The following is a 5,973-nucleotide window of genomic DNA, read 5'->3' as shown; positions in this document are numbered from 1 at the left end:
AAGTCAATTAACATCACAGGCTCTGGGCAAGGCGATTTAATCATTCATAACGCCGGCGGCGAAATTAAACTCGATAGCCAAGGCAACGCCACCATCATCGCTACCAATATACTCACCCTCGACAGCAACATTGTCACCTTTGATGGGCCAGTTGATTACGATATAGAAAGCCCGCAAACAGCCAGTAGCCCAAGTGCCTCAAGTCCTGCGAGTATTAGTCAAATCACCGCGTTTGATTTAAGTGACAATACGCTATCTGCAGGCTCACTCGCTCAGCTTGAACTTGAATACTTCTACGATGATGGCTCTGCCATTGAAGGTGTTGACTACCATATTATTGATAATGATGGTGTTGAACACACCGGCACCCTGGCGAATGGCGTAGCAACCTTGGCTAATTTACCACAAGGTAAAAGCCAAGTGACATTATCAGCAACCACCCAAGCCGATGAGCAACGCCTTATTCTATTGCGCAAAGAATTCAATCAACACCTTACCTCCATGCTTGATGAAATTCGCAGGCAAGCCGCGATTGGGGATGCCATTTTTGAGCAAGAAGACTTTTTTACCCAATGGATGATTGAAACCGGCGCAAGAGCAACGGGTCTGTATCAAGGCGCTAAATCCCTTGTAACGGGTATCGCTGATTTAGTCGTACTGGGGATTGATATCAATATCAGTGTGTATTCGGCCTGTTTTAGGATGATTGACGCCGTTGCAAGTGGTGATAAACACGCGGTTAAACAAGAACTTGAAACCATTTTAGCCTTTAGCCAAAAAACGACCAGCGCATTATCACAGGCGTTTGAGTTATTACTTGCCTTAATGGACGATGCAGACACCCGCAGTGCATTAGCGCGCTTCCCGTATGACTATATTGAAGCGCATTCCTACGTTGATAAACAACGTTTAACCGGTGTTATGGCGTTTGAGATATTATTAGCGCTGTTAACGGGCGGTGCGGGAGCCGCAGCCTCTGCGGCAAGTAAATCCAAGCATCTCGTCAATGCGAATCGCTCATTAGTCGAGATGGCCGACATACTCAAACGCAAGCAACTTAACAAAACCACCTCGCATACCGTGTCGCCTGAGCAACCTAAATTAATTGAGCACATTGACAAACCCGATGCGACATTACAACCAGGTACCAACCGAGGCGTAACCACGCAGGTGTCAGCCAAAGCCCATGCTGACTATTTATTAGAGAATCTTCCCGATGATATTCGTGGCAACTACCGTGCATACACCAATGCAGACGGTAAAGTTATCATACAGCGCATAGATGGGAGTAAACCACCGAAACTGCGTTATGAAAATGGCGCGTTAGTTACTGTATCTGACCAAATCGATGTGTTTAACACCATTTCACAAAAACTTAAAATTAAACACAGCAACTTAGACTCAGCAGCAAGAAAGCGTTTAAAAACACTCGAAACAGCACGTAATAAAGCCGTTGCACAACGTGACGCTGCATTACTGGCAGGCGACGCTGATGCATTAAAAGATGCACAAAAAGCCATGCGACTGGCCAGTGAAGACTTAGGTGAAGAAGCCGCCCGTATTTATGTACAGCAAAACTACCCTAACGCCGAATCGTTAACCACCAAAATACCCGACAACAAAGGCAAACAAGGTGAATTTGACCAAGTGTATGTCACTGACGATGGTAAAGTCCTTATCATGGAAGCCAAAGGCGGTAATGCAACATGGGGTAGCAGAATAGCTGGAGAGGAACGTGCACAGCAAGGCTCTGCCAAGTACATGGATTCAGTGATTGATAATTACACAACTAAACTAGATACACTCACAAAAGACCCTCGCTATGGTAAAGTCGGCGAAGAAGCGTTTACTGAGCAGGTTGAAGGCATTGAAGATATGCTGGATGAGTTAGAAATTGCAAAAGAGAACAAAGCCCTAGAGTATATTGGCATACAACAAAAGGCCAATGACAATGGCTTAATCGAGACCATTGATGTGTCTATTTTTGATATCGGATTTTAAGGAGTTATTTTAAATGATTAAAAGCCATTACAGCTTTGCACAAAGAAGCTATGAAAGAGCAATCAAATTATACAATAGGTTGCAAGAGGGGGGGCTTGGCCGTATTCAAGAAGATCCCAGTCATGGGCTACACAATCATTTTAAGCGCAACCTGATAGACACCTTTCCAATGGAAGCCATTGAAAACCCTAATAGCTACCATGCCTGGCTTTACTTGTTACGCGCATCACAATTAGGCCTCGGTATTTTCCAAAGTAACGCCAATGATGGTCAAGCCTTTCCATTTTTTTATGACGATGAATACCTAGAGGTGATTGGCAAGAAAAACCCTGAAAACGCAGAGCACCCTGTTTGGCTACTTGCTTTATATGCCGCGATTATCGTACGCAACCAAGAGGCCATAGATTTTTTAACCACCATCGACAATGAGGTGTTTGTAAACTCTAATTACGGCAATCAACTCAAACCGTTTGATTATGCCTTAGCTGATTTGCTCAAAGGACTGTTCGCCCCAAGCGCCGACTTAGCGCACCTGCTTGAGCAAGCGTATGTCACCTCAAATCCGGATGATTACCCTATTGATGAAGCGTATTTATATGCCAGCCGCCTCAAGTGGCCGTTGGTCTCTGTTATCGAAGCGATTTTCACCGAAGACGGTGAGCAAGCCTACAATAGCGCCATGGAAAAAGCCTTGTTACTGCACCAAGAATATTACAGTGATGAAGAGCGCTTGGGCAGCCGTAGAGGAGGTTTAGCGATTCCCCTTATAGCAATGGCCGTTATCGCCAAAGAAGTCAAAGGCTATCAGCTCAGCGTTGAAAATGAGTATATTCCTGATTGGTTAATCAATGTAAACCCACCAAAACCAGAATAAACTGAACGTATAAATAAACCCGCTCTTTAACAACATGGATGTTGCAAGGCTAGACGCTACAGTTTTTTAAAGACTAGCGTCCTAGCCTTTCATTAGCTTTTACTCCATAAACGCTTTAATACTCTGCTGTAAAAGGTGCGGGTAAAGTCGTGATTAAAAACAGCGGTGAGTCCATGGAAGCCGCTATTGCAGTGTTCCGGCTTTATACCCAACGAAAGTAGCCAAAGGCGACCCAGTAAAATACTTACGGGAGATAAACTGGCAGGATTTAGGCAAACAAGCCGCCATTGAAGTAAAAGCAATTATTAAAAGCTTTAGAGATACTCTTAATGACATTTCAACCAGCTGGAAATACGACCTCCTACTGCCAGACTCGGCCATTGACGGCATGCAAGCCATGGTCAAACAGCTTGATGAAGTCACCCCGCAAATAGACCAAGGGGTAAAAAATGCCGCAAATGAAATTGGCAATCGCGTAAACAAAGCCCTCGATGAGTTTGAGCCACCGGCAAGCACGGGTGTAGTGGGCAAACCGAAGAAGACGGTAGCCAATGAATTAAAGCCGCCGAAAGGGAATGATTTAAAGGGGGCTGCAGCGCTTAAGCGAGTCAGAAACCCAGCTCTTGATGCCCATTATAAAAACTTAGCAGAGTACGAAGCTCTTTATAAGAAAAAACTAGCAAAAGCGATTGAAAATGGCGATCCAAATCGACGTATTGGCGCATTTAAAGCGAAGCTTACTGAGGTTAAAGGTGAACGTGCAGCAAGTGCCTATATGGAAAAACACTTTTCTAAACCGCCTCCTCCTGCACAAATGGAGCTTGGCTTTGGCCCAGGCCCCGGTGTCGACCAAATTTGGGCAAAGCGTGATAAAGACGGCAATGTACTCGAATATTTTATAGTTGAAGCCAAAGGGCCTGGTGCTAAGCTACAAGAAACAAGTACCAAAGGGAAGCAGATGTCTGATAAATGGATAAAAGCTAATATGCAAGCTATGAAAAACTCTAAAAAGTATCCAGAACGAAACCAACTTGGGCAAGATTTGTTAGATGCAATAGAAGATCAAGAGCCAGATATTAAAAAATTGGTGATTGAAGCAGTTGAAGAACATAGCAACGTAGTTGGTGCAAAATTACAACCTTTACCTTAGAGAAAGTAGAAATGTTAAAGTTAAATAAATTTGAAGAAGATTATGAACGTGTTTTTAAACGCGCTCCAAAAGTATTAGCAAAGCGGGAGCCACAAATACACGACTTAAATTTGAGTTCATATGATAGACAGCAGGCAACCTTTGTAGTAACAGGTAAATATATTGAATTGGCTTATTTAAATTATTGGCTTGAAAATTTCGATGAAGTTAAACCTAACCTGAAAAAAACAGCTCCTTATGCTTTTTTACGTGGATTTGATCCTGAATTAAAAACCCACAATAATGATTGGACTATACAACAAGAGCTCAATATTGTCATACTGTTTGCTGAGCCAGACATTATTGAGAAATTAAGTAACAGTAACTGGTCATTACCGAAAGGCAATATTATCAATCAAGCATGTTATCTTTACGACCACCTTCTAATGCAAATAGGCACAGGTCAAACACCCGCTCAATCAGATATAGATGCAGCGCTAAGTGAAGCTAAAACTACCAAAGACAAAAACGTGCAGCAATATATCCTCCCATTATCACAAGCCATTAGTGGGCTTGTTTCAGGTGATAAGGCATTATGGCAGTCATCAATTGACAAGGCTGTGGCTTGGCACACTGATGAATGTAAGTTTGGAGACTACAAAGACATGATAGAAGGATTTATTTGTTTAAACGCCCTAACCATGGCTAAATTGGGCAAAGATATACATGGTTGGCAATGCCAAACTGATTCACTTTATTTACCTTTATTTTTAATTGATTAGTTTCGATAATCACACAACACGAGCCTATTATCTATGAGCAGTTTAATTCACTTATCACTTATTGACGAAGATAGTTACCCTACTACGCTTGACGGTGATGATGAAAGTAAATACCAACAATTACTTGAAATTACTCAAGAAGAAGCAATTCATTGGCAGTCAATCGAAATAAATCTGCGCGGTTTTGAACCCGCACTGCAATTATGGGACGCTATCGCAGGTAATAGCCGTTTATTACTGATTGCTAGCTTCAATTTTTTTCCCCATAAGCTGCTTCCGCCTGACGCTGACATTAGCGGCACTTTCGGCTTTTTCCCAGCCGATATGGTGAGAGATTTATATGACATAATGCAACAAGAATATAGCTTCGATATTGATAGCTTAGAGGGGCAGCACATTATCGCTGAAATTGAAAAAGATGGAGTCGATGAAGTAAACCCCGAAGCCTATGAGCTAGTTCGAGATAAATACTTTGTAACCTTTAGAGATGCAGCTGAGCAAGGTAAATCAATCGTCGTTCTCATTGAGCAATAATTAATTATATAGAAAACGCTAAGGACAGCACATGCAACCTGAAATAAAAAACATCCCACAACAACTCGGTCAGTACCTTTATCAGCAAATAAAAGAGCCGTGGCTTGAAGCACAACTCATTTTAAATTGCGAAGATGAAAACGTACTTCAATGCAAAGCGCATTATCAAACTGCTGCTGATAAAAGCGAACAGCCGATTACCGTGACAGACGAGATAGTCGATTTATTCAAACAAGTATTTGATAAAGCCACAAAGCACCAACCAGAAAAATGGACGCGGGCTATTTTTACCATTAATCACCAAGGCCAATTTAATCTCAACTTTGAGCGTGATAATACCGATGATGGCGTTATCACTGCACAGCAAACTTATTAAACAATACTGATTTACCCGCTCTTTAACAACATGGATGTTGTTAGGCTAAGCGCTAATACAGCCGCTGATTAGTGCCCTGCCTTTCATTTTTGCACAAGTAAATTCGAGTCTACGCATTCGTAGCAGCGGGTTTACCCCGCGACATAATTCCCCCGCAGCCCACAACGAACTACTATTTGATGATGACGACAATGAGCCAAAAGTTATTTTACAAACCCTTGCCAGTGAACATTACTTTGAGCTAAACGCCAAACAGTCTGGCCGCCAATTCATAGAA

General features: G+C 42.4%; 5 protein-coding genes and 1 pseudogene. All 6 read left to right on the top strand.

Annotated features, from left to right (window positions below):
• Positions 1 to 2,001, top strand: a pseudogene (locus tag H5182_RS21740) (type IV secretion protein Rhs); the annotation flags it as partial.
• 13 nt (positions 2,002 to 2,014) lie between these two features.
• On the top strand, positions 2,015 to 2,875 hold the full coding sequence (locus H5182_RS21735; RefSeq protein WP_182760626.1) for an immunity 49 family protein: 861 nt from the start codon (positions 2,015 to 2,017) through the stop codon (positions 2,873 to 2,875).
• Positions 2,876 to 3,272: 397 nt separating this feature from the next.
• Positions 3,273 to 4,025 carry a hypothetical protein gene (locus H5182_RS21730; protein WP_310741417.1) on the top strand — a complete coding sequence of 251 codons (753 nt, stop codon included), beginning with the start codon at positions 3,273 to 3,275 and terminating at the stop codon, positions 4,023 to 4,025.
• An 11-nt stretch (positions 4,026 to 4,036) separates the two neighbouring features.
• Positions 4,037 to 4,786 (top strand): Imm49 family immunity protein, encoded by a 750-nt coding sequence (locus tag H5182_RS21725; RefSeq protein WP_182760625.1) that lies wholly within the window; start codon positions 4,037 to 4,039, stop codon positions 4,784 to 4,786.
• A gap of 33 nt (positions 4,787 to 4,819) precedes the next feature.
• On the top strand, positions 4,820 to 5,320 hold the full coding sequence (locus H5182_RS21720; RefSeq protein WP_182760624.1) for a hypothetical protein: 501 nt from the start codon (positions 4,820 to 4,822) through the stop codon (positions 5,318 to 5,320).
• Between the two features lie 31 nt (positions 5,321 to 5,351).
• Positions 5,352 to 5,696: an immunity protein YezG family protein gene (locus tag H5182_RS21715; RefSeq protein WP_182760623.1), complete on the top strand. Its 345-nt coding sequence runs from the start codon at positions 5,352 to 5,354 to the stop codon at positions 5,694 to 5,696.
• Positions 5,697 to 5,973: the final 277 nt, after the last annotated feature.

The organism is Pseudoalteromonas sp. SG44-17 (assembly GCF_014164235.1).
Classification (GTDB): Bacteria; Pseudomonadota; Gammaproteobacteria; order Enterobacterales; family Alteromonadaceae; genus Pseudoalteromonas; species Pseudoalteromonas rhizosphaerae.
The sequence above is the reverse complement of the archived record's forward strand: the minus strand, read 5'-3'. Positions and strand labels throughout refer to the sequence as shown.